The organism is Intrasporangium mesophilum (assembly GCF_054783095.1).
In genome coordinates this window covers 336,140-356,420 of sequence record NZ_BAAGRF010000019.1, presented here as the reverse complement: position 1 = coordinate 356,420, position 20,281 = coordinate 336,140, and the positions used below count along the sequence as shown (strand labels likewise).

At 71.2% G+C, this 20,281-nt stretch carries 18 protein-coding genes, 1 tRNA gene and 1 pseudogene; 12 read left to right on the top strand and 8 right to left on the bottom strand.

The features are described 5' to 3' along the window. Positions 1–38 precede the first annotated feature (38 nt). Positions 39–114, bottom strand: a tRNA-Arg gene (locus ACYVLP_RS17875). A 112-nt stretch (positions 115–226) separates the two neighbouring features. Here ACYVLP_RS17875 and ACYVLP_RS17870 point away from each other — a divergent pair. Next, positions 227–457, top strand: coding sequence for a DUF6191 domain-containing protein (locus ACYVLP_RS17870; RefSeq protein WP_460628673.1), 231 nt, complete (start codon positions 227–229; stop codon positions 455–457). A gap of 140 nt (positions 458–597) precedes the next feature. On the opposite strand, the gene ACYVLP_RS17865 is transcribed toward ACYVLP_RS17870, so the two are convergent. Beyond that, a complete protein-coding gene (locus ACYVLP_RS17865; protein ID WP_460628672.1) occupies positions 598–1,008 on the bottom strand; it encodes a nitroreductase family deazaflavin-dependent oxidoreductase in 411 nt (136 codons plus the stop codon). A 133-nt stretch (positions 1,009–1,141) separates the two neighbouring features. Here ACYVLP_RS17865 and ACYVLP_RS17860 point away from each other — a divergent pair, with 133 nt between their 5' ends. The 4 genes from ACYVLP_RS17860 (at position 1,142) to ACYVLP_RS17845 (ending at position 6,603) form a co-directional block, all read left to right on the top strand. Beyond that, entirely contained in the window at positions 1,142–1,501 is a 360-nt protein-coding gene (locus tag ACYVLP_RS17860; protein WP_460628671.1) for a hypothetical protein, read from the top strand. Continuing rightward, on the top strand, positions 1,498–1,686 hold the full coding sequence (locus ACYVLP_RS17855) for a hypothetical protein (protein WP_460628670.1): 189 nt from the start codon (positions 1,498–1,500) through the stop codon (positions 1,684–1,686). The genes ACYVLP_RS17860 and ACYVLP_RS17855 overlap by 4 nt, the downstream gene beginning before the upstream one ends. Before the next feature lie 209 nt (positions 1,687–1,895). Continuing rightward, positions 1,896–6,089, top strand: coding sequence for an AAA domain-containing protein (locus tag ACYVLP_RS17850; RefSeq protein WP_460628669.1), 4,194 nt, complete (start codon positions 1,896–1,898; stop codon positions 6,087–6,089). An 82-nt stretch (positions 6,090–6,171) separates the two neighbouring features. Further along, positions 6,172–6,603 carry a tetratricopeptide repeat protein gene (locus ACYVLP_RS17845; protein WP_460628668.1) on the top strand — a complete coding sequence of 144 codons (432 nt, stop codon included), beginning with the start codon at positions 6,172–6,174 and terminating at the stop codon, positions 6,601–6,603. Between the two features lie 103 nt (positions 6,604–6,706). Here the strand turns inward: ACYVLP_RS17845 and mscL are convergent, their stop codons facing one another. The 3 genes from mscL to ACYVLP_RS17830 all read right to left on the bottom strand — a co-directional run bounded on the left by mscL (position 6,707) and on the right by ACYVLP_RS17830 (position 8,952). After that, positions 6,707–7,114 carry a large conductance mechanosensitive channel protein MscL gene (gene mscL, locus ACYVLP_RS17840; protein WP_460628667.1) on the bottom strand — a complete coding sequence of 136 codons (408 nt, stop codon included), beginning with the start codon at positions 7,112–7,114 and terminating at the stop codon, positions 6,707–6,709. 174 nt (positions 7,115–7,288) lie between these two features. Then, positions 7,289–7,792 (bottom strand): SAF domain-containing protein, encoded by a 504-nt coding sequence (locus ACYVLP_RS17835; RefSeq protein WP_460628687.1) that lies wholly within the window; start codon positions 7,790–7,792, stop codon positions 7,289–7,291. 230 nt (positions 7,793–8,022) lie between these two features. Continuing rightward, positions 8,023–8,952 carry an S-methyl-5'-thioadenosine phosphorylase gene (locus ACYVLP_RS17830; RefSeq protein WP_460628666.1) on the bottom strand — a complete coding sequence of 310 codons (930 nt, stop codon included), beginning with the start codon at positions 8,950–8,952 and terminating at the stop codon, positions 8,023–8,025. Between the two features lie 67 nt (positions 8,953–9,019). Between ACYVLP_RS17830 and ACYVLP_RS17825 the strand changes: the two genes are divergently transcribed. Further along, positions 9,020–9,271, top strand: coding sequence for a hypothetical protein (locus ACYVLP_RS17825; RefSeq protein WP_460628688.1), 252 nt, complete (start codon positions 9,020–9,022; stop codon positions 9,269–9,271). Between the two features lie 14 nt (positions 9,272–9,285). Here the strand turns inward: ACYVLP_RS17825 and ACYVLP_RS17820 are convergent. Next, positions 9,286–9,429 (bottom strand): annotated as a pseudogene (locus tag ACYVLP_RS17820) (FmdB family zinc ribbon protein); the annotation flags it as partial. Positions 9,430–9,474: 45 nt separating this feature from the next. Next, positions 9,475–10,998, bottom strand: a complete 1,524-nt coding sequence (locus ACYVLP_RS17815; RefSeq protein WP_460628665.1) for a potassium/proton antiporter — start codon at positions 10,996–10,998, stop codon at positions 9,475–9,477. A gap of 265 nt (positions 10,999–11,263) precedes the next feature. Here ACYVLP_RS17815 and ACYVLP_RS17810 point away from each other — a divergent pair, with 265 nt between their 5' ends. Then, positions 11,264–13,855 carry a penicillin acylase family protein gene (locus ACYVLP_RS17810; protein ID WP_460628664.1) on the top strand — a complete coding sequence of 864 codons (2,592 nt, stop codon included), beginning with the start codon at positions 11,264–11,266 and terminating at the stop codon, positions 13,853–13,855. Between the two features lie 130 nt (positions 13,856–13,985). On the opposite strand, the gene ACYVLP_RS17805 is transcribed toward ACYVLP_RS17810, so the two are convergent. Then, positions 13,986–14,582 carry a 5-formyltetrahydrofolate cyclo-ligase gene (locus ACYVLP_RS17805; protein ID WP_460628663.1) on the bottom strand — a complete coding sequence of 199 codons (597 nt, stop codon included), beginning with the start codon at positions 14,580–14,582 and terminating at the stop codon, positions 13,986–13,988. A gap of 59 nt (positions 14,583–14,641) precedes the next feature. Here ACYVLP_RS17805 and ACYVLP_RS17800 point away from each other — a divergent pair, with 59 nt between their 5' ends. The 5 genes from ACYVLP_RS17800 (at position 14,642) to ACYVLP_RS17780 (ending at position 20,271) form a co-directional block, all read left to right on the top strand. Continuing rightward, positions 14,642–17,281, top strand: coding sequence for a UTP--glucose-1-phosphate uridylyltransferase (locus ACYVLP_RS17800; RefSeq protein ID WP_460628662.1), 2,640 nt, complete (start codon positions 14,642–14,644; stop codon positions 17,279–17,281). A gap of 112 nt (positions 17,282–17,393) precedes the next feature. Further along, complete coding sequence (gene moaC, locus ACYVLP_RS17795; protein WP_460628686.1) at positions 17,394–17,819, top strand: cyclic pyranopterin monophosphate synthase MoaC; 426 nt, start codon at positions 17,394–17,396, stop codon at positions 17,817–17,819. After that, on the top strand, positions 17,812–18,318 hold the full coding sequence (locus ACYVLP_RS17790; RefSeq protein ID WP_460628661.1) for a MogA/MoaB family molybdenum cofactor biosynthesis protein: 507 nt from the start codon (positions 17,812–17,814) through the stop codon (positions 18,316–18,318). Before moaC ends, ACYVLP_RS17790 begins: the two co-directional genes overlap by 8 nt. 74 nt (positions 18,319–18,392) lie before the next feature. Continuing rightward, a complete protein-coding gene (locus tag ACYVLP_RS17785; RefSeq protein WP_460628660.1) occupies positions 18,393–19,031 on the top strand; it encodes a GNAT family N-acetyltransferase in 639 nt (212 codons plus the stop codon). Positions 19,032–19,101: 70 nt separating this feature from the next. After that, positions 19,102–20,271 (top strand): hypothetical protein, encoded by a 1,170-nt coding sequence (locus tag ACYVLP_RS17780; RefSeq protein ID WP_460628659.1) that lies wholly within the window; start codon positions 19,102–19,104, stop codon positions 20,269–20,271. Positions 20,272–20,281 lie beyond the last annotated feature (10 nt).

The following is a 20,281-nucleotide window of genomic DNA, read 5'->3' as shown; positions in this document are numbered from 1 at the left end:
CCAAACGTCAAGCATCAGGCGGAGTCATACAAACGGGTTGGTGCCCCCGGCAGGATTCGAACCTGCGACACCCGCTTTAGGAGAGCGGTGCTCTATCCCCTGAGCTACGAGGGCGGGACAGCACCGGCCATTGTGTCAGGTGACTCGGCCACCGTCCGAATCGCCCCGCAGGGTCTGACACACCGCGACGTACGCTGAACCACAGGGACCACGACAAGGAGTCGCCATGAGCGGGTGGGACGGGCTGATCGAGATCATCCAGCCTGGGCACAAGCACCTCGTCGAAGAGATGGAGACCAAGCGCATCGAGGCGCAGATCCCAGGGTCGGAGGCCGACCCGAACAAGACCTACGTCGACCTCGACCGTGGCGTCGTGCACCTGGTCCTGCCTCCGCAGCGCTTCGGCGCCGCATGGTCAGCGGACCCGACCGGGCGCGAACCGGACCCCGAGCGCTGAGGCGGCGCCCCGGCATGCGTTTGGTTGGAAGTGAACGGTCGCCGCATACGGCGACGGATCACCTCGAACGGAATACCTCGACCCAGCAGCCCGACCCAGCAGCCCGACCCAGCAGCCCGAACCGGCAGCCCCAGACCAACTCAGGCGGTGCGCCGCAAGCGCAGCACCGGGAGGGTGCGTGTCGTCTTCTTCTGGTAGTCACCGAAGCCCGGCCGCTCGGCGACGATCCGGTCCCACTGTTCGGTCCGCTCCGCGCCGGCCAGCTCGGTCGCATCGACGGTGAAGGTCTCGGTCCCCACCTCGACGTCGAACCGCGGGTGGGCCTTGACGTTGTGGTACCAGTCCGGGCTCGTCGGCGCGCCACCCTTGGACGCCACGATGAGCATCGCCCCGTCGTCCTCTGGGAAGTAGACCAGAGGCGACACGCGCACGGTGCCGGTCCTCGCGCCGATGTGATGGATGAGGATCATCGGGGCGCCCTCGAAGTAGCCCCCGACTCTGCCGCTGTTCTCGCGGAACTCGCGGATCACGTGGTCGTTCCAACCGCTCATACCGGTGGCAACCAGCCCAACGCGCCGCCCATTCCACACGCGCCGCCGACTCGCGCAAGTCCGCCGCGCCGATGTCGGACCCAGCGCCTAGTCTCGGGGACACGCCCGACAAACGGTACGAAGGGAAGTCCAGGTGGACGCGGGATCTTGGATCGCGATCGTCACGGTGCTCGTGACCCAGGGCGTTGTGCTGTTCGGCCTGCGCGGCGCCGAGGCCCGCTGGCGGCGTGAGGAGACGATGCGGCTGCTCCGCTGGGCCGCCGAGCTCGCGATCGGCCGGTCCGACCGGCCCGACGAGGCCAGCAACCTCGCCGGACTGCAGATCCTCGACGCCCTGCAGAGCTCGCCGCTGCTGCAGAAGGAGGACCAGAGGTTCATCTCTGCCGTGCTCGAAGCGATCGTCGACCAGGCGGTCGTCGAGGACGACCAAGGCGAGCAGATCGTCGCCGAGCCACCGGCATATACTGGACATGGCGAGGGGAGCGGCATATGAGCGAGAAGCCTGGACGGCACCGAAACGGCACCGGGCGCTACGTCGTCAAGTCGGCCACACGAGCACAGATCAAGGCCGCACAGATGCTCATCGCCCGCGAGGAGATGGGGCTGTCCAGCCCGAGCGACAAGGCCCGTGTCCTCGCCGACGCCGAGCCCAGCGAGCCCGGCGCCGACGCCCCCTGAGGGGCCCCGCCGCCACGTCGCACGGCCCCGCTGCCGCGTCGCAGGGCCCCGCTGCCACCTCACAGGGGCCACCTCCACCCACCACCCCGTATGCCGGCGCACGTGTGTCACCGCGCCACTGACGTATGCCGCGGGCCGGCCCTCGGGCGCGCCGCGCGCCGCGTCGCCCGGTCCACTGCGGGGGCACCAAGGTTCGTTAGCCTGCTGGAATGACGGAAGCCCCCCGGACCGACCCAGCCATCCAGGCCGAGTCGACCACGGGCGATCCACGGGCCGACCGCGTCGCCGCGGCGGTGAAGGTGTGGCAGCGCACCCTCGTCGACCTCGGTGGGCGCAACACCCTCCTGTGGTACCGCGACCTCCCGTCCGGGACGCTCGACCTGACCACGGCCCACCCGGGCGGCGTCTCGATGCTCCTCGCCGGACGCCAGACGCGCCTGTCCGACCTCGTTCGCGAGCCCCAGGCGCTGGCCGAAGCCCGTCGGCGCGCCCGCGCGATCCGGGCCAAGGCTCTCGAGCTGCGTGAGGAGCGCGGCATCGCCGCCGCCTTCATCTCGATCGGCATGGCCACCTGGTCCGTCCCCCGTGCCGCCCGGCCCCCGGCCGCGCCGGTGCTGCTGCGGCCCTGCGTGCTCAAGCCGACCGGCGCCGCCCAGGACGACTTCATCATCGACCTCGGTCCCGAGGTCGAGTTCAACCCCGTCCTGCGCGAGTACCTCAGGTCCGAGCAGGGCATCGAGCTCGACGGCGACGCGCTGGCCGACCTCGCGACCGTCGGTAACTCCTTCGACCCCTACCCCGCGTATGCCGCTCTCGGTCACGAGTGCGAACGCGTCGCCGACTTCGCGATCGCGCCGCGCCTCGTGCTCGGGACGTTCTCCTACGCCAAGCTGCCGATGGTGGCCGACCTTGCGCTGCAAGGAGACTCGCTGGCCAACCACGACGTCGTCGCCTCCCTGGCCGGAGACGCGTCCGCCCTCGCGGCGGTCCGGCTGCGGCTCCCGGAGGGCGAGCCCGACCCCGACCCGGAGCACGAGTACCTCGTCCTCGACGCAGACTCGTCGCAGCAGGCCGCCATCGACGCCGTCCGTGCCGGAGCGCACCTCGTCATCAAGGGGCCACCCGGCACCGGCAAGTCCCAGACCATCGCCAACCTCATCGCCGCCCTCGCGGCCGAGGGCAAGTCGACGCTCTTCGTGGCCGAGAAACGCGCCGCCATCGACGCGGTCGTCGGCCGGCTCGACCGCCTCGGCCTCGGCGACCTGGTCCTCGACGCGTACGACGGCCCCACCAACAAGCGCGCCACCGCCCAGCAGTTCGCGCGATCGCTCGATGCAGCCGTCGACAACACTGTCGCGCCGCACGACGCCACCACGGCGACTCTCGAGGAGAGTCGTGCGCGACTCCAGGGACACATCAGGGCACTGCACGGCATACGCGACCCGTGGGGGGTGTCCGCCCACCAGGCGCAGGAGGCGCTCGTCGACCTCGGCACGCGCAAGCCCCCGCCGATGTCGCGCGTCCGCCTGGGCGGTGGCGACCTCGCCGGGCTCAGCCGGGCCCGCGCGGTCGAGCTCGGCAGGCGGCTGCGCGACGCGGCGGGGCTCGGCGCCTGGAGCCAGGAAGGCGACGACCCCTGGTTCGGCGCCCGCATCCTCACCCCCGACGACGCCGCCCGCGCGCTCGACATCACGACGCGTCACGGCAGCGCCGGCCTCGACGACGTCGGGCGGCGCCTCAACGAGATCCTCGCGGAATCCCGTGTCCCCGAAACACATTCGCTCGCGGAGTGGAAGACAGCCTTCGAGACGATGTCGAAGGTGAGCGAGACGCTCGAGGTCTTCCGCCCCGAGGTCTTCGACATCCCACTCAAGGAGCACATCGCCGCAACCTCGACGCGCGACTGGCGCGAGGCCCGCGGAGTCGAGATGGGCTGGCTCGACCGCTGGCGGATCCGACGGCAGACCCGCCGGCTGCTGCGCCCCGGACGCCCACCCGCCAACCTCCACGACGAGCTGGTCGCCGCGAGCGAGCAACGCCAGCAGTGGTACGCCCTCGTCGGCGGCGGTGGCCGGCCCGAGATCTCACCCCGTCTCGACGAGGGCCTGACCCTGCTCGCCGGCATCACCGGCGATCTCGAGTGGCTCGACGTCCGGCTGCAGCGGGCACCGGGCACGCCCGGCCTGGCCGCGATGCCGCTCGACCAGCTGCGTGGCACCCTCGCCATGCTCGCGAGCCGGCCCGAACGCATCGCCGTGCTCCCGCAGGTGACCAACACTCTCGACGAGCTCCGCGCCGCCGGGCTCGGCCCCCTCATCGACGACCTCGCCCGACGCGGCATACCCCCGGAGCAGGTCACGGCGGAGGTCGACCACGTCTGGTGGGCGTCGCTGACCCAGGAGATCACGGTCCGCGACCCGGCATACGGCGCCCACCACGGCGCCGGACTGCGACGGTACGTCGGCGAGTTCGTCGACGCCGACCGAGCCCACCAGGCCGCAACCGTCGAGCGGGTGAGGTGGGCCGTCGCGCGCAACATCAGGGAGGTGCTTGCCGACAACCCCGCCCAGGAGGCGCTGGTCCGCGCCGAGGCGGGCAAGGCCCGCCGCCACAAGCCACTGCGTGACCTCATGCCGCAGGCCTCCACCGCGCTGACGGCGATCAAGCCGTGCTGGGCGATGAGCCCCCTCGTCGTCGCCTCGACCCTGCCGCCCGGGCGCTGGTTCGACGTCGTCATCTTCGACGAGGCCTCGCAGGTGCAGCCCGCCCAGGCGATCTCGGCGATCTCGCGGGCCCGACAGGTCGTCGTCTCCGGGGACGAGCGGCAGCTCCCGCCGACGAACTTCTTCACCGTCGTGTCGGACGACGAGTCCACCGCCACTGCGGGCTCGGACGAGACCCTCACCGAGGGATTCGAGTCGGTCCTCGACGTGCTCGCCGCTGCGCTGCCCACCCGGAACCTCTCATGGCACTACCGCAGCCGAGACGAGCGGCTCATCGCCTTCGCGAACCGCACGATGTACGACGACCGCCTCACCACCTTCCCCGGCACCTCGATCGAGTCGTCCGTGACCTTCGAGCCCGTCGACGGCCAGGCGGAGGTGCAGCCGGGCGTCGACACCATCGAGACGACCGACACCGAGGTCGCGCGGGTGGTCGAGCTCGTCCTGCAGCACGCACGGACGCGGCCGAACGAGTCGCTCGGCGTCATCGCCCTCGGCATCCGGCACGCCCAGCGGCTCGACGACGCGATCACCGACGCGCTGCGCGATGCGCCGGAGCTGGCCGACTTCTTCGACGACGACCGCGAGGAGCGTTTCTTCGTCAAGAACCTCGAGCGGGTCCAGGGCGATGAGCGCGACGCGATCATCCTGTCGATCGGCTATGGCAAGACCCCGCACGGCAGGGTGCTTCACCGCTTCGGTCCATTGAACATCGACGGTGGTGAGCGGCGCCTCAACGTCGCCATCACCCGCGCGCGCGTCCGCATGACGGTCGTGTCTGCGCTGCGCGCCGCCGACCTCGACCCGTCCCGGCTCAAGGCGCGCGGGGCGGTCATGCTTCGCGACTACCTCCGGTATGCGGAGGCCCGCGGCGGTACCGGCGACGAAGGCACGCTGTTCGCCGCAGCGCCCACGACGACCGACCCGATCCGCCGCGACCTCGCCGAGCGGCTCCGCCGCGAAGGGCTGACGGTCCACGAGGACTTCGGCTCGGCCCACCACCGCATCGACCTTGCCATCGAGGACCCCTATCACCGCGGCCGCGCGCTCGTCGCCGTCGAGACTGACGGAGTGCGGTATGCCGCCCTGCGCAGCACGCGCGACCGTGACCGCCTGCGCCCCGAGCAGCTCGCCCGGCTCGGTTGGACGCACGAGCGGGTCTGGACCACGGACCTGTTCCGGGACCCGGCCCGCGAGATGTCGCGGCTGCTGAACCTCGCGCGCGCGGCGATGCCCCCACCGGCCGAGCCGGCCGAGCCGGCCGAGCCGGCCGAGCCGGCCGAGCCGGCCTTGGCCGACGCTGGGACGGACGGCAGCGATGCTTCCAGCGCCGGAGGCGCCGGAGGTGCCGCCGGTGCGGGAGTCGCGCAGGGCAGCGCGTCCCAGGATGCCGCCGGCTTGGCCGCGAAGGTGAACGGAAGCGTGCGACCCGACCCGTCACGTGACTCCATCGATCCCAACAACCCGGCCGCACCCACCGAGCCTGCGCGCCGAAAGCGGCGTCGGGTCTTCCGCAAGGGCACCGGCGCCGCGGGCGAGGCCGAGGCAGAGGCGCTGCAGGCGCGGAGGTCGGCCGGGCGCAGCCGCGACGACACCGAGACGGGCTGGAGCGAGTCCGCCAACACCGACCACGAGCGGGAGCGCTGGCTTGAGGAGCAGCGCCCACCGCACTACGAGTGAGCTCCTCGGTCAGCCGCGGCCGCTCGCTTCGGCTGACCCCGTCGCATGGAATGCCGTTCGGGTGCGCGGCGTTGATGGCGGCATGAACATGACGACCCCCTTTGAGCTGCGCCTCTCGTGGGCGCAGGGCCTCTTCGAGCGCGGCGACCACCTCGCCGCTGCGACGGCGCTGGCCGAGCTCGTCGACGAGGTGGAGTCGCCCGGCACGGACACCGTCCAGCACGGCGACTCGCTGCTGCACGCGACGACCGATCTGCGCATGCTGCTCGCCCGTGCCTACTTCCACTCGGCCCAGCTGGGCCGAGCCGAGTCCACTCTGCGCCGGATCGTGGAGGAGTCTCCAGCCGACGCGTACGCGCATCTGCTGCTCGGCCGAACCCTGCAGCGGGCAAGTCGGCACTCCGAGGCGGCGCAGCCCCTGGCGCTCGCCGAGATCCTCGGTGGCTTCGAGCGCCCCGACGCCTACGGCGCCCCGACCGTCGCCGAGGTCGAGGCGGCGGCCCCGCAGGCCTGACCATCATCACGAAGTGGCCACTCGACGTGCGGAAGCACGCCGAGTGGCCACTTTCATCCGGATCGCCGCTTGGAATGGCGCTGGGTCTGGTGTGGCTGAGCGCTCACTCGACCTGAGCGGGTCCGCGAGGGGTGGCGCGCAGCGCGTCGCGGATCTCGGTGAGCAGCAGGATCTCCTCGGACGGAGCCGCGGGCTCCGGCTCCTCACCGCGCTTGCGCATCTCGGCGAGCTTGTTCACCGGCAGGATGATGACGAAGTAGATGGCTGCGGCGACGCAGATGAAGGTGAAGGCCGCCGAGAGGATGAGGCCGAGAGAGAAGTTCGCCTGGTTGATCGTGAAGTTCCAGAGCTGATCGAGGTGCGGCTTGCCGAAGATCGCGGCGATGAGCGGACTGATGAAGCCGTCGACGATCGCGTTGATCAGCTTGGTGAACGCTGCGCCGATGACCACCGCGACCGCGAGGTCGATGACGTTCCCGCGCATCAGGAAGTCCTTGAAGCCCTTGATCATGAAGGTCCCTTTCTGTGCACACCCGTGCCCGGGTGTGGCAGCGGCGCTCGTGCCCGCAGCGCGCCTTCGCGCCCGATCGCACATGCCGACTGGTCTGCGTGCTTCTGACTGCGTCCCGTGTGCACGATGTGCACGACCGTGACCCGTGGTGCGTCACTTGCGGTTGCGTCGAGCCTACTGGGATCCAGTTGCCGAATGCCGGATGGCGACGACGAAGATCTGGCCCGCCTCGAGGGCGCTCAGACTTCGGGCCACCTCACCGGCTGCCTGCGGCGTCAGGGCCAGGGTGACCTGCGGCGGCTCGGCTCGTCCGAGACCAGAGCCGTCGGTGCCGCCTCGGACAGCGAGCACGACGGCGTCGCCCGCAGCGAGCCGTCCGGAGCCAGTGGCGAACAGGTCGACACGGCTCCCAGGCTGAACGCCGACTCCCTCGATGTCGAGGACCGGGACGCTCATGGCCACGTGGTCGTCCGGCTGGTCGGCGAGGATGCCGCTGCCGACGAGCCGCGCCCGCGTCACAACCTCCCGTGCGGCCAGGGGGCTCGCTGCCGCTCGGCCGACGACGTCCGCGACGGCCGATAGCGCGGCATAGGGACGCTGGCCGTCAGGCCGAGGGACCACAGAGACGTCGTCGGAGCCGACTACCACTCCGGCGGCGACGTCACGGACCATCACCACGGTGGGCAACCCCGCACCGCCGGCCGCACGTGGTGACAGGGCATTCAAGGCGACGAACCCCGCTACCGCAGCAAGTGCCGCGGCTATCGACCGACGAGCCCGGGCCCGCCGGGCCGCGCGCCGGCGCGGACCGTTGGGCCACGTGGCACGGTCGGGTCGTGACCGGCGTCCACGGTCGCCACGGCGGGAGCCCCCCACTTCGGCTGAGACCCCGGCGCTCCGGGCCGTCATCAGGGGAGCGCGAAGGGCAGCTCGATGCCGTCGAGACTGCGGCGGCAGGGGCAGGTCGCCACGTCGTCGGCCTCGTGCGCGGGCATCTGCCCGATCGCATCCTTCAGCAGGCCCTTGAGGTGCTCGACGTTGGTCGCGAAGACGCGAAGCACCTCTTCGTGGGTGACCGCATCGCCGCCCTCGACCCCGGCGTCATGGTCGGTGACCATGGCGATCGTCGTGAAACACATCGCCAGCTCCCGGGCGAGGCCGGCCTCCGGCATGGTCGTCATCCCGATGATGGCGAAGCCGGCCGCTTGGTTCGCCAGGGACTCGGCCCGCGTGGAGAAACGGGGCCCGTTGATGACCACGAGCGTGCCGTCGGACACGACATCGAGGCCCGAGAGCCGTGCGGCATCGACCGCGACCTGGCGACCGCTGGGGCAGTACGGGTCGGCGAAGGCGACGTGCACCACGGGGCCCTCGCCCTCGTAGAAGGTGTGCGCCCGGCCCCACGTGCGGTCGACGATCTGGTCCGGCACGACGACGGTGCCGGGCCCGTGCTCCGGGAGCAGCGACCCGACCGCGCAGGGAGCCAGCACCTGCCTGACCCCGACGGCACGCAGCGCCCAGAGGTTGGCGCGGTAGTTGACCTGGTGGGGCGCGAAGCGGTGACCCTTGCCGTGACGCGCGACGAACGCGACCGGCCGGCCCTCGACCTCGCCGATGACGAGCGGGTCGCTCGGCGGTCCGAACGGCGTGTCGACCTCGACCGTCTCGTAGTCGTCGAGGAAGTCATAGAGCCCGGACCCGCCGATCACGCCGATCTCGGCTCGGGGACCGCCGGCCGCGTCGTGGCCGGGCTCGGCCGCTCCGGTGGGTTCGCCCTCGGCCGCTCCGGTGGATTCACCCTCGGCCGCTGCACTGGCTCCGCTCGTGTGAGTCGTCATGCCGGAAGCCTAGGACGGGCCCGAAGGGTGCCCCGCGGCATACGGCGGGGTTGGGGACAACCGTCCCGTGGGTCAGGCGGTTGTGGACGACGCCATCGAGGACGACCCGGACGACCCGGACGACGAGGATGACTCAGAGGTGCCGTTCGACGACGAGGACGTTGACGAGGCGCTTGACGACGATGACGAGTCGCCCGCGGAGGAGCTCGACGACGAGCCGTCGGACGAGGCCGTGGTCGCGCCGACGGACTCCTTCTTCTCAGCCGACCCGTTCGGGCCCGCGCCCGACCCGGCACCAGCACGCGAGTCGGTCTTGTAGAAGCCCGAGCCCTTGAACGCGATCCCGACCGGGTGGATCACCTTGCGCAGCGTCGTGGCACCGCACTCCGGGCACACCGTCAGGGCGTCGTCAGAGAACGACTGGCGGATGTCGAAGGCGTGACCGCACTCGGGGCACGCATAGGAGTACGTGGGCATAGGTGGAACCTCAGGCGTCAGGGGAGAAGGGGACCGGCGACCAGTTTACGGCCACCCGGCGAGTCGCCCGCCACGGCTGATCGCGCGGATGCGCTGCTCGGTGCGGGCCCGCGCACGGCTGGTGGTCACGACGAGCAGCTTGTCGCCGTGCTTGACCGTCGTGTGCGGCTCGGGCACGAAGCTCTCACCCTCACGCACCACGAGGGTGACCATGGCCCCGCGGGGCAGCCGCATCTCGAAGATCGCCACTCCGTGCAGTCGTGACTCGTGACCGACGCTCACCTGCAGGACGTCGGCCCCGATCTCGATGAGCGAGGTGCTCTCGAGGTCGACGTCGACCGAGTGGACCTGCTCGGTGAGGCCCAGTCGCCGCGCCACCCAGGGCAGCGTCGGGCCCTGCACGATCGTGAAGATCACGACCAGCATGAAGACGAGGTCGAAGATCCACCGGGTGTCTGCGGGATGCGACGTCAGCGGCACGGTGGCGAGCACGACGGGCACGGCCCCACGCAGACCCGCCCACGACAGGAACGCCTGGTCGCGCCACGGCAGCCGGAACCACGTGGTGGAGGCGATCACCGACAGCGGCCGCGCGACGAGCAGCAGCACGATCCCGATGACCAGAGCGTGGACGAGCTGCTCGTCGAGGCTGGCGGGGTCGGCGAGCAGCCCGAGCATCACGAACAGCCCGATCTGGGCGATCCAGCCGAGTGCCGTGGCGAAGCTCTGGAAGGCCGTCCGGTTCGGCAGGCCCATGTTGGCCAGCACGAGTGCCGCCAGGTACGTCGCGAGGAAGCCGGACACGTGGAAGGCGGCGCCCACGGCATACGCGAGCACGGTGAGCGCGATGACACCGATCGAGAAGAGAGCGGACGACCCGCCCGCGACCCGGCGCAGCACCTGCCCGCCGAGCCAGCCGATGGCGATGCCCACGACCGCACCACCGGCGAGCTCGAGCGTCGCCATGCCGAGCAGGTGGTACCAGGGCTCGACCTCCGCGCCCGGTAGCCCTTGGGCAGTGAAGGCGACGACGAGGATGACGACCGGGGCGTCGTTGAACCCGGACTCGGCCTCGAGCATGCCCGAGATGCGTTTCGGCAAGGGGACGTTGCGCAGCACGGCGAAGACTGCGGCGGCGTCGGTCGAGGAGATGATGGCGCCGATGAGCAGCGAGGTGGTCCAGTCCAGCGGCAGGAACGTGTGCGCGGCGACGGCCACCACGGCCACCGACACGACGACGCCGAGGGTCGCCAGCACCGCGGCGGGCGCGATCGACTGCCGGATGTTGTCCCACGACGTCGTCAGTCCACCCTCGGCGAGGATGAGCACCAGCGCGGCGTAGCCGAGCAACCGCGTGATCGGTGCGCTGTTGAAGTCGATCCCGACGGGGCTCGAGCTCCCGATGGCCATCCCGAGGCCGAGGTAGATGAGCAGGGACGGCAGGCCCGATCGAACGGAGAGCCGCACCGCAGCGACGGCCACGAGCAGCACCAGCGAGCCGAGCAGCAGCACACGCGTCAGGTCGTCGAGGCTCATCCCCGGCGACGTGCTGGACGCGAGCGAGATCACGGGCGGCTCCTGAGGTGTCTGCCAATCCAACCATCCCGTCGGGACGCGGCTGGGCGCCCGTCCGCGGGCCGGGCGGGGAGCCGGGGGAGGGGGGTCGCTCCCAGAGCATTCGAGCGGGCCAAGGCCCCGTTCCGTATGCCGTCAGGCCGGGTCACGTCGCACGCCCGCTTGGCCCGTGGCGCCCGTGTGGATGACTCGGATGCGGCTCGGCGCGCCTGTGGAGAGGCGGGCGGGTGCGGTCCTGACGGTGCCCTAGGCTCTTTGCGTGCCACGCTTGAAGCGCGCCAGCCGCATCGCCCTGTTCATCGCCGTCCTGCTCGTCATGGCGATGGTCGGGGTCGGGATCCTCGGCATCTCGATCGTGCGGCAGTCGTTCCCGCAGGCGACGGGCCAGCTCCAGATCGAGGGCCTGACGAGCACGGTGACCGTGCAGCGCGACGACCACGGCATCCCGACGATCACGGCGGACAACGCGACGGACCTCTTCCGGGCGCAGGGGTTCGTCAGCGCTCAGGACCGGTTCTTCGAGATGGACCTGCGCCGGCACATCACGGCCGGACGCCTGTCCGAGCTCGTGGGCAGCGCGGGGATCGACAGCGACCGGGCCATCCGCACGATGGGCTGGCGACGGGTGGCCGAGCAGGAGCTTCCCAAGCTCGCGCCGGAGACCAGGCAGTACCTCCAGGCGTACGCCGACGGCGTCAACGCCTACATCCGGCAGGCCGAGTCACCGGAGAAGATGTCGCTGGAGTACACCTTCCTGCAGCGCACCAACCCCAGCTACCGCGTCGAGCCGTGGAGCCCGGTCGACTCGCTGGCCTGGCTCAAGGCCATGGCGTGGGACCTTCGGGGTGACTACAAGGACGAGCTGGCGCGCGCCAAGCTCTCCCGCGGCAACACCAAGTCGATCAAGCAGATCCTCATGCTCTACCCGCCATACCCGATCGACCGCAACCAGCCGATCCTGTCCGACCAGGACTGGCAGCCGTCTGCCTCGGCGGACGACCAGGCCGCCAGCGCCGTCCCCGCCGTCTGGAAGCAGCTGCACACGGCCGGCGGGCAGTCGGCGATCGACTCGGCGATCAAGACGGTCGACGCCGTGCCCACGACCTTGGGCCACGGGTCCGACATCGGGTCCAACTCATGGGTGGTCTCGGGCTCGCGGACGACGACGGGCAAGCCACTGCTCGCCAACGACCCGCACCTGTCCCTGTCGATCCCGGGGATCTGGACGCAGGTCAACCTCCAGTGCCGTCAGGTGACGCAGTCGTGCCCGTTCCAGGTGTCCGGCTTCACCTTCTCGGGGGTCCCCGGCGTCGTCGTCGGGCACAACCAGAAGATCGCCTGGGGGGTGACCAACCTCGGTCCCGACGTCACCGACTTCTACCTCGAGCAGGTCACTGGCGACACCTACCTGCGGGACGGCCTCGCGGCCCGCATCGAGAAGCACCAGGAGACGATCAAGGTCGCCGGCGGTGCCGACGTGACGATCACCGTGCGCAGCACCGTGCACGGGCCGATCCTGTCCGACGCGGTCGCCGACGCCGACGAAGCCGGGGACCGGGTCGTGGTCCGCGGGGCTCCTCAGGCCAACCACTTCGCCGTGTCGCTGGCGTGGACCGCGCTGACGCCGGGCACGACCGGCGACGCGATCTTCGCGCTCAACCGCGCCCAGAACTGGTCGGACTTCCGCAAGGCGGCCGCCCTCTTCTCCGTCCCGTCTCAGAACCTCGTCTACGCCGACACCTCGGGCCACATCGGCTACCAGGCACCCGGCATGATCCCGGTCCGACGCTCCGCGACGCCCGGCTCGCCGCCCGGCTACTGGCCGGCGCCCGGCTGGGACAGCCAGTGGGACTGGAAGGGCTACGTGAAGTTCGACGACCTGCCGAGCACCTACGACCCTCCCGAGGGCTTCATCGTCACGGCGAACCAGGCGGTCACCGCGAGCCCGACCCCCTTCCTCACCTCGGAGTGGGACTACGGGTTCCGCGCCCAGCGGATCCGCTCGCTGCTCGCCGCGACCGCGAAGGTGTCGCCCGAGCAGATGACCCAGATCCAGGGCGACACCCGCAACACCTACGCGCCGGGGCTCGTCGAGCGGCTGCTCGCCGTCCAGGTCGACGACTTCACCGCCCAGGCCCAGCGTCTGCTCAGCGGCTGGGACGGCAACCAGCCCAACGACAAGTCGCGCGACTCGGCCTCCGCGGCCTACTACAACGCAGTGTGGAAGCACCTGCTGGAGTACACCTTCGACGAGCTCCCGCCCGAGATCGCACCCGATGGCGGCAGCCGCTGGATGATCGTCATCGAGCAGCTGCTCAAGGACCCGAAGAACGACTGGTGGGACGACAAGACCACCCCGGGCGTCACCGAGGGCGCGGGCGAGATCCTGAAGCGGGCGCTTGTCGAGGCCCGGCTCGACCTGGCCCGCGAGCTCGGCAAGGTGCCGTCGTCGTGGCGCTGGGGCCGACTGCACCAGCTGAACCTCAAGCACCCCGTGATGGGCACCGACTCCGTGCCGACGCTCGTCCAGGACATCTTCAACCGGGGCGGCATCGAGCTCGGCGGCGGCAACTCCATCGTCAACGCCAACGCGTGGAACGCCTCGCTCCCGGGATACGACGTCACAGCCGGGCCGTCGATGCGGATGGTCGTCGACCTGTCCGACTTCGACCACTCGACCTGGGTCAACTCCACGGGCCAGTCCGGTCACGCCTACGACGACAACTACTCCGACCAGATCGACGCGTGGGCCGCCAACGAGACGTTCCCGTGGCAGTTCAGCCAGACCGCGGTGGCCGACGCGACGCAGGACGAGCTGACGCTCGTGCCACCAGGCACGCCGACCCCCTGAGCTGAGCGGGCGGGTCGGGCGGGCCCCACGGACCGCCACCAAGCCCAGTCCCAAGGCAGCGGCAAGGTCGGATGCGCTGTCGTGGCGGTCCAACGGGCCCGACCGAGCGGTGTGGGGCCATGGGCACGCCTCAGCGGAGGCGGACGAAACGGCCCGCTGTCGTGAGGTAGCCGTCCACCGGAAGGTCGTGCTCGTCGTGAGGCAGGTCGGTGGCGCTCTGCTCGCCCTCGTGGAGCAGCGCGATGACGAGCGCGTCCGGACGGCGGTGCACCAGCGCGCGGTCGTAGCACCCGCCGCCCTGGCCGAGGCGCACGCCATGCTCGTCGACCGAGAGCCCCGGGGTCACGACGAGGTCGCAGCCGGCGAGCGCGTCCGAGCCGAGCCACGTGGCCCGCTCGGCCTCGCTCGGCGGTCCTGAGTGCCGCGTGACCGTCGCGCGGTCGCCCACGGTGCCTGCAGCGGCATACCTCCACTGGAGGGAATAGTCCTCGAGCACGACGGGCACGATGACCTCGTGCCCCGAGGCGAGCAGCGCCTCGACGAGGCGGCCGGTGGGAGGCTCGTCCGGCAGGGACTCGTACGCCGCAACGCGCGACGGCCGGGTCAGCAGGGCGAGGACAGCCTGTGCGATCGCCTCACCGGCGGCCTCTCGGTCCATCGTGGCGGCGAGCTCGCGCCGCCTGGCCCGTGCGGCGTGACGCACCTCACGCTTGCCCAGCGCGCTCACGGCGCCCACATTCGTCGCTCTCGGCTGACGCACATGTGGCCCATCGTAAGGTGAAGGGCATGAGCGACCAGGGGCTCCACGCGGCCGTCGAGCTGATGCACCGGCGGGGCCTCGGGCCAGAAGCGATCACCGTCTTCGAGCACTACTACCGGCAGCTGGAAGGCGGCGCGGAGGGCACCATCCCCGAGGCGAGCATCGAGCCACTCGGCGAGGTGCAGACGCTCCGCGAGGTCAACGTGACCGACGAGGAGGCGCGGCGGGCGCTGTCGCAGACCGCGGTCATCAAGCTCAACGGCGGCCTCGGCACGGGCATGGGCATGACGGGCGCAAAGTCCGCGCTGGAGGTCAAGGACGGGCTGACCTTCCTCGACATCATCGCCCAGCAGGTCCTCGCGCTTCGCGAGCGGTGGGGCGTCGAGCTCCCGCTCGTGCTGATGAACTCCTTCCGCACGTCTGAGGAGTCGCTGAAGATCCTCGCCAAGTACCCCACCCTCCCGGTCGAGGGCCTCCCGCTGGACTTCATCCAGAACGCCGAGCCCAAGCTCCGGCCCGACGACCTCATGCCGGTCGAGTGGCCCCGCGACCCCGAGCTCGAGTGGTGCCCGCCCGGGCATGGCGACGTCTACGTCTCGCTCGTCACGTCGGGAGTGCTGGATGCCCTGCTGGACAAGGGGATCCGCTACGCGTTCCTGTCCAACTCAGACAACCTCGGCGCGACCTGCGACCCTGACGTCGCGGCGTGGATGGTCGAGCACGGTCTGCCTTTCGTCGCCGAGGTCTGCAAGCGCACCAAGAGCGACCGCAAGGGTGGCCACTTCGCGCTCCGCAGGTCCGACGGCCGGCTGATCCTGCGCGACACGGCCATGGTGGCCGAGGGTGAGGAGCGGCACTTCCGCGACACCAAGCGGCACAACACGTTCAACGCCAACAACGTGTGGATCGACCTGCGGATGCTGCGGGAGCGGATGACCGCGCGGCAGGGCGTGCTCGGGCTGCCGATCGTGGTGAACCACAAGAACGTCGACCCCGCCGACCCGGGCTCGCCCGAGGTCATCCAGATGGAGTCGGCGATGGGCACCGCCATCGAGGTCTTCGAGGGGTCCGAGGTCATCCTCGTGCCGCGCACCCGGTTCCGCCCGGTGAAGACCACCAACGACCTGCTCGTCATCCGCTCCGACTTCTTCTCGCTCGACAGCAGCTACCACGTCGTGGCCGCGTCCGACGGTCCGGAGCCGTATGTCGACCTCGACTCCGCCTACCGGTTCGTGCCCGGATTCGAGCAGCGCTTCCCGCACGGTGTGCCGTCGATGAAGGAGTGCACGAGCCTGCGCGTCATCGGCGACCCCGTGTTCGGCGCCAACGTGCGCTGCGTGGGGGAGGTCCTCATCGACGGGTACCGCCGCGTGCTCGACGACTCGGTGCTCGGCGAGCTGCCCGCCGCCGCGACCGAGGAGCGGCAGACCGGCGAGATCCGCACCGTCGACGAGCACCTCAAGGCGATCCTCGCGACGCTCGAGCCGGCTCCCACGGAGTGGACGCCGCTCATCGACGCGCTCGGGCTCGTCGTCGCCCGCGACGTGCGCGCCAAGGTCAACCTCCCGCACTTCGACAACTCCTCCATGGACGGGTACGCCGTGTGCTCCTCGTCGCTCGAGCGCGCGGGGAAGTCTCCGGTGCGTTTGCGCATCGTGGGCGAGGTCGCCGCCGGCGCCATGCCCGGCTTCACTGTCGGCCCCGGTGAGGCGGCCCGGATCATGACCGGCGCCCCGATGCCGGCCGGCGCGGACGCGGTCATCGCGGTCGAGGACACGGACGGGGCCGCGGTCGGTGAGGTCGAGTGCCGCGTCGCGGTCCCGCGCGGCCGCTACGTCCGCTCGGCGGGCGAGGACGTCCGGTCCGGCGAGGTCATCGTCTCGGCGGGGGAGGTCGTGGGGCCGCGCACCATCGCACTGCTCGCGGCCTGCGGCCACGCGGACGTCGAGGTGCACCGACGTCCTCACGTCGTCGTGCTCTCGACGGGCGATGAGCTCGTCGAGCCCGGGAAACCCTTGGGGGCCGGGCAGATCCACGACTCGAACTCGTCGATGCTGTGGGCGGCCTCGGTTGCCGCGGGCGCCTCGGCCGAGATCCGGGCGGCGGTCGGCGACTCAGATGCTGAGCTGCTCGGCGTCCTCGACGAGGTGGTCGGCACGGCCGATGTCGTCATCACCAGCGGCGGCGTCTCGATGGGCGCCTACGACGTCGTCAAGAGCGCGCTGCGCTCGGAAGGCATCGACTTCGTCAAGGTCGCCATGCAGCCGGGCAAGCCGCAGGGATTCGGGCTGCTGCGCGGGCCCGGTGGCAAGGCGGTGCCGTTGTTCGCGCTGCCGGGCAACCCGGTCTCATCGTTCGTGTCGTTCGAGGTCTTCGTGCGCCCGGCGCTGCGCCGGCTCATGCGCCTGTCGCCCGAGAAGCGCAGGCTGCGTCCGGCCACCCTGATCTCCGGCGTGCGCTCCTTCGAGGGCCGCCGCCAGTTCGGCCGGGCCATCGTGTCGCGGTCGTCCGAGGGCACCCTCGTCGCGGTGCCGGTCGCCGGCCAGGGATCGCACTTCGTCGCGGACCTGTCCCGCGCCAATGCGCTGTTCGTGGTCCCCGAGGAGGTCACCGAGCTCGTCGCCGGTGAGGTCGTCGACGTGCTGGTGCTCGACAAGGAGGCATGAGGTGTCGCAGGACGCCGCGCGCGGCAACGACCCGGCATACGGGGAGGATGCCGGGAGCCCGGCCCCGCCGGTCTCCGGCCTCACGCACGTGCGCGATGACGGCACCGCCCACATGGTCGACGTGTCGGCCAAGGCCGTCACGGCGCGCGAGGCGAGCGCCGCTGGCCGGGTGCTGCTCTCGCCGGACGCGGTGGCGGCGCTGCGCTCAGGCACGGTTCCCAAGGGTGACGCTCTCGCGGTGGCGCGGATCGCCGGCATCCAGGCGGTCAAGCGCACCCCCGAGCTCATCCCGCTGGCCCACCCCATCGCGGTGCACGCGGTGGCTGTCGACCTGAGCGTGGCCGACGACGGCGTCGACATCGCGGCGACGGTGCGCACGGCCGACCGCACCGGCATCGAGATGGAGGCGCTCACCGCCGTCTCCGTCGCGGCCCTGGCTCTCATCGACATGGTCAAGGCAGTCGACAAGCACGCGCGCATCACCGATGTCAGGGTGACTGCGAAGTCCGGCGGTCGCTCGGGTGACTGGCATGAATGACGGCGCGACGGCTGACTTCGGTGCGGGCCGGCGCGCGGTCGTCATCACGTCGTCCACCCGGGCCGCGGCCGGGGTCTACGCCGACAAGTCGGGCCCGGTCATCGTGGAACGCCTGCGGCAGTGGGGGTTCGAGGTCGGCGACCCGGTGGTCGTACCGGACGGCGACGAGTTCGGCCGGGCCCTTCGGGTGGCCCTCGGCAGCGAGCCCGAGGTCGTGCTGACGACTGGTGGCACGGGGCTGACGCCGGCGGACGTGACACCGGAGCAGACCGCGTCGGTGCTCGACCGGGGCGTGCCGGGCGTCGCCGAGGCGATCCGGGCGGCGGGCGTCGCCAAGGGCGTGCCGACGGCGATGCTCTCGCGCGGCCTCGTCGGCCTGGCCGGTCGCACCTTCGTGGCCAATCTGCCAGGCTCTCGCGGTGGGGTCTCGGATGCGCTCGACGTCCTCGAACCCGTCCTCGGCCATGCGCTCGACCAGATCGGCGGAGGCGACCACTGACCCGCAGGTCTCGCAGCGCGCCCGCGATGCTCGACCCCCGCCCGGACCGCCGAACCCGCACCGAAGGTGAACTCATGAGAATGCCCTGGCGACCGCTTCGTGCGGAGCGAGCCAGCTGGCCGACCGTGCTGCGCGACGCGTCGGTGGCCCCGCCCGTCGTGCTCCGGCCGCTGCAGCTGGCCGACGAGCGCGAGTGGCAGCGGATCCGGCGCGAGAACGCCTCGCACGTCAAGCCGTGGGAGCCGACCTTGCCGCCCGGCGCCGATCCGCAGTCGCCGGTGTCGTTCCGCCAGTTCGTGCGTGACCTCGACGGCGAGGCGCGCGCGGACCGGGCGATGCCCTGGTGCATCGAGGTCGAGGGCCGGATCGTGGGCCAGGTGCACCTCTTCGGCATCGTGCGGGCGGCCCAGCAGTCGTGCGCCGCGGGGTACTGGGTCGCGGAGCACTACACCCGACGGGGCATCGCCTCGCACGCGCTCGCGATGGCCATCGACTATGCCCTCGGGCCGGCCGGGCTGCACCGGGTCGAGGTGAACATCCGGCTGGACAACGACCGCTCGCTGCACGTCGCCGAGCGGCTCGGGCTCCGCGACGAGGGTGTCCGGGAGCGCTACCTTCACATCGACGGCGCCTGGCGCGCGCACCGGTCTTTCGCGGTGACGACGGAGGACCTGGCGGGTTCGACCCTCGTGACTCGTCTGTCACAGGCGTAACACCAGCCTCTTGCGCGACACGCCTCGAATGTGCATGGCGGTCGCTGGGCGTCGCCCTACCGTGTAGTACGTGCCTGTCAGCAGCCTGATCTTCCTCGTCATCGTGGTGATCTGGGCTGCCTACCTGCTTCAGCACTGGGTGCGCCGCCGGGAGGACGCCGCGGCCACCCGCTCGGTCGACGGCTTCACCGAGGCGATGCGCGTGCTCGAGAAGAAGCCGATCCTGCCCCGCGCCGAGCCGCGCGAGCCGCGGCCCGACTCGTATGCCGTCCAGCCGGCTCGCGACTCACGCCCGACGGTGGACGTCAAGCGCGCCGTGCCTGCAGGCACCTCCCGGCGGCACTCACCGCTCGTGGCCCGGCGAGCCACCGAGCACCAAGCCCCGGGGGCCGCGCACGGCTCGGCACCGGGGCCGGAGTACACCCCCGCCGACGACCACGCCGACCTCGCTCCCGACCCCGTTGAGGTGCACTCGATGGCCGAGCACCACCACGATCACGCCCACTCCCGCGACGACCGACGAGACGGTCGCCGTGCGCCCGAGCACCCTGCACACGAGGCCCCCCAAGGCCGAGTCTCCTTGGCGCAGAGGCGACTTCGTGCGGTGCTGCTCCTCGTTGCGCTTGTCTGGGTCCCGGTGTCGGTCTGGCTGGCGGTCACCGGGGTGCTGCTGTGGGTCTCCGTGCCGTTCTCGGTCGTGACCGTCCTCGCCGTGCTCGTGTGGCTGCGTGCCGAGGCACAGTCCGACCGTCAGCGCCGGCAGCGTCCCGAAGCCCGTGCGGCTGAGTCCCGGGCGCCCGAGTCTCGGGCATCCATGTCTCGCGCATCCCGGTCACGGGCCCTCGAGACGCGCAGCTCAGCGGAGCTCGTCGCGCAGATCGACGAGGTGGAGGCGGAGCCGGTCATCCTGTCCACCGAGGTGACGCAGGTCATCCACCACAGCTCCGTCACGCAGGTGCGCTCCGAACACCAGGTGAGCGCTCAGGACGTCATCTTCGACCTCCAGGCGGTCGCCACCGGCCCCGTGCCGGTCGTGCAGACGCCTGTCGAGGAGCTGCCTCCCGGCAGCTGGAGCCCGGTCCCGGTGCCGAAGCCGACGTATGTGCTCAAGGCCAAGGCCGAGCCGCGCTACACCGAGAGTGGCATCCCGGCGGATGTGTTCGACACGCCGGAGTTCGCCGAGGAGGCCGAAGAGCTCGACGAGCGCGCGCGGTTCGCCCGGCGCGCCGCCTCGCAGTAGCACGAGGTCG